This is a genomic window from Thalassobaculum litoreum DSM 18839 (genome assembly GCF_900102465.1).
In the GTDB taxonomy this organism is placed as follows: Bacteria; Pseudomonadota; Alphaproteobacteria; order Thalassobaculales; family Thalassobaculaceae; genus Thalassobaculum; species Thalassobaculum litoreum.
In genome coordinates, this window is sequence record NZ_FNBW01000006.1 from 317,501 (window position 1) to 320,790 (window position 3,290).

General features: G+C 57.8%; 1 tRNA gene and 2 rRNA genes. All 3 read left to right on the forward strand.

The features are described 5' to 3' along the window. Nucleotides 1–86: 86 nt before the first annotated feature. The 3 genes from BLS34_RS11955 (at nt 87) to BLS34_RS11965 (ending at nt 3,287) form a co-directional block, all read left to right on the forward strand. Nucleotides 87–2,835: ribosomal RNA gene (locus BLS34_RS11955) — 23S ribosomal RNA — on the forward strand. A 190-nt stretch (nt 2,836–3,025) separates the two neighbouring features. Further along, nucleotides 3,026–3,140, forward strand: a 5S ribosomal RNA gene (gene rrf, locus BLS34_RS11960). A gap of 70 nt (nt 3,141–3,210) precedes the next feature. Beyond that, nucleotides 3,211–3,287: transfer RNA gene (locus tag BLS34_RS11965), tRNA-Met, on the forward strand. Nucleotides 3,288–3,290 lie beyond the last annotated feature (3 nt).

A 3,290-nucleotide genomic window follows, 5' to 3' on the forward strand; every position in this document is an offset into this window, starting at 1 on the left:
ATCGTCGAGCCGCAAGGCGAGGCGTGAATCAGCCGGGAGACATAGCCGATGCGGAGCATCGGGCGTTGGTCGTTGGAGGTGGGATCGGTCAAGCGTCTCAAGGGCGTTTGGTGGATGCCTTGGCATCGAGAGGCGATGAAGGACGTGATACGCTGCGAAAAGCTTCGGGGAGCTGCGAATGAGCTTTGATCCGGAGATATCCGAATGGGGAAACCCGGCCCTTTAGGGTCATCGTTGTCTGAATACATAGGGCAACGAAGCGAACCTGGTGAACTGAAATATCTAAGTAGCCAGAGGAAAGGACATCAACCGAGACTCCGTTAGTAGTGACGAGCGAACGCGGACCAGGCCAGTGGCACATGCAGAAGAATGGGAACCGTCTGGAAAGTCGGGCCACAGTGGGTGATAGCCCCGTACCGGTAGTGTCTGCATGTGTCCTCGAGTAGGGCGAGGCACGTGAAACCTTGTCTGAACGTGGGGGGACCACCCTCCAAGCCTAAGTACTCCTCGATGACCGATAGTGAACCAGTACCGTGAGGGAAAGGTGAAAAGCACCCCGATGAGGGGAGTGAAAGAGACCTGAAACCGAACGCCTACAAGCAGTGGGAGCCTCTTTACGGGGTGACCGCGTACCTTTTGTATAATGGGTCAGCGAGTTAGTCTGGCGAGCAAGCCTAAGCCGATAGGTGGAGGCACAGCGAAAGCGAGTCTTAATAGGGCGTCGAGTTCGTCGGATTAGACCCGAAACCGGGTGATCTAGCCATGGGCAGGTTGAAGGTGCGGTAACACGCACTGGAGGACCGAACCCACGTCTGTTGAAAAAGACGGGGATGACCTGTGGCTAGGGGTGAAAGGCCAATCAAACTCGGAGATAGCTGGTTCTCCGCGAAAGCTATTTAGGTAGCGCGTCGTGTGATTACCGCCGGGGGTAGAGCACTGGATGGGCTAGGGGGGCGCGAGCCTTACCAAACCTAACCAAACTCCGAATACCGGCGAGTACAGCACGGCAGACAGACCATGGGTGCTAAGGTCCGTGGTCGAGAGGGAAACAGCCCAGACCTCCAGCTAAGGCCCCCAAGTGGCGGCTAAGTGGGAAAGGATGTGGGAAGGCCAAGACAACCAGGAGGTTGGCTTAGAAGCAGCCATCCTTTAAAGAAAGCGTAATAGCTCACTGGTCTAGATAAGCCGGCCTGCGCCGAAGATGTACCGGGGCTCAAGCCGCCCGCCGAAGCTGAGGATTCAGTTGGTTCTGCCAACTGTCTGGTAGCGGAGCGTTCCGTAAGCCTGCGAAGGGGTCCTGTGAGGGGCCCTGGAGGTATCGGAAGTGAGAATGCTGACATGAGTAGCGACAAAGAGTGTGAGAAACACTCTCGCCGTAAGTCCAAGGGTTCCTGCGCAAGGCTAATCCGCGCAGGGTGAGTCGGCCCCTAAGACGAGGGTGAAAGCCGTAGTCGATGGGAATCAGGTTAATATTCCTGAACCTGGTGGTAGTGACGGACGCCGGAAGTAGTCTCCTCTTACTGGATTGAGGGGGCTGCCTGGGCGTTCCAGGAAATAGCTCCACCGTTAAGACCGTACCCGAAACCGACACAGGTGGACTGGTAGAGAATACCGAGGCGCTTGAGGGAACTATGTTGAAGGAACTCGGCAAAATGCCTCCGTAACTTCGGGATAAGGAGGACCTCGCATCGGGCAACCGGTGAGGGGTGGCACAGAGTAGGGGGTGGCGACTGTTTACTAAAAACACAGGGCTCTGCGAAGTCTTCCAGACGACGTATAGGGTCTGACGCCTGCCCGGTGCCGGAAGGTTAAGAGGAGAGGTGAGAGCTTTGAATCGAAGCCCCGGTAAACGGCGGCCGTAACTATAACGGTCCTAAGGTAGCGAAATTCCTTGTCGGGTAAGTTCCGACCTGCACGAATGGCGTAACGACTTCCCCGCTGTCTCCAACATAGGCTCAGCGAAATTGAATTCTCCGTGAAGATGCGGAGTACCCGCGGTCAGACGGAAAGACCCCGTGCACCTTTACTACAGCTTTGCAGTGGCATCAGAAGATGAATGTGTAGGATAGGCGGGAGGCTTTGAAGCATCGGCGCCAGTTGATGTGGAGCCATCCTTGAAATACCGCCCTTTGATCTTTTGATGTCTAACCGCGGTCCGTTATCCGGATCCGGGACCCTGCATGGCGGGTAGTTTGACTGGGGCGGTCGCCTCCCAAAGAGTAACGGAGGCGCACGATGGTAGGCTCAAGCTGGTCGGACATCAGCTGTTGAGTGCAATGGCATAAGCCTGCCTGACTGCGAGGCCGACGGGCCGAGCAGAGACGAAAGTCGGTCATAGTGATCCGGTGGTCCCGCGTGGAAGGGCCATCGCTCAACGGATAAAAGGTACGCCGGGGATAACAGGCTGATACCCCCCAAGAGTCCACATCGACGGGGGTGTTTGGCACCTCGATGTCGGCTCATCACATCCTGGGGCTGGAGCAGGTCCCAAGGGTTCGGCTGTTCGCCGATTAAAGTGGTACGTGAGCTGGGTTTAGAACGTCGTGAGACAGTTCGGTCCCTATCTGCCGTGGGTGTTCGAGACTTGAGAGGAGCTGTCCCTAGTACGAGAGGACCGGGATGGACGCACCTCTGGTGGACCGGTTGTGGCGCCAGCCGCATAGCCGGGTAGCTATGTGCGGACGGGATAACCGCTGAAAGCATCTAAGCGGGAAGCCCCCCTCAAAACCAGGTCTCGCTGAGAACCGTGGTAGACCACCACGTCGATAGGCTGGAGGTGGAAGCGTGGCAACACGTGAAGCTGACCAGTACTAATCGTTCGATCGGCTTGACCGATCACACCCTGACCTCTCCCTCGGGGAGGACAGGAGACCCGCCTCCGACGACGAACGCCTGATCCCGGATCAAGTCCGGGACCCGAGCGTGGATCGGAGCGAACCGACAGCATCCGCAGACAGCACACGCCCAAATCGACCCCATCCGGACATCCGGTCCCCAGGCGGGACCGGCTCGTCGGGCTCCATGACCTGGTGGTCATAGCGAGGGAGCCGCACCCGATCCCATCCCGAACTCGGCCGTGAAAGCCCTCAGCGCCAATGGTACTGCGTCTTAAGGCGTGGGAGAGTAGGTCGCCGCCAGGTCTTGAAACCCGACGACACCGAACCCGGAACACAAAACACGCTCTCAGCCAGCCCTCCCAAAACCAACACCCGCGGGGTGGAGCAGCCCGGTAGCTCGTCAGGCTCATAACCTGAAGGTCGCAGGTTCAAATCCTGCCCCCGCAACCAAGA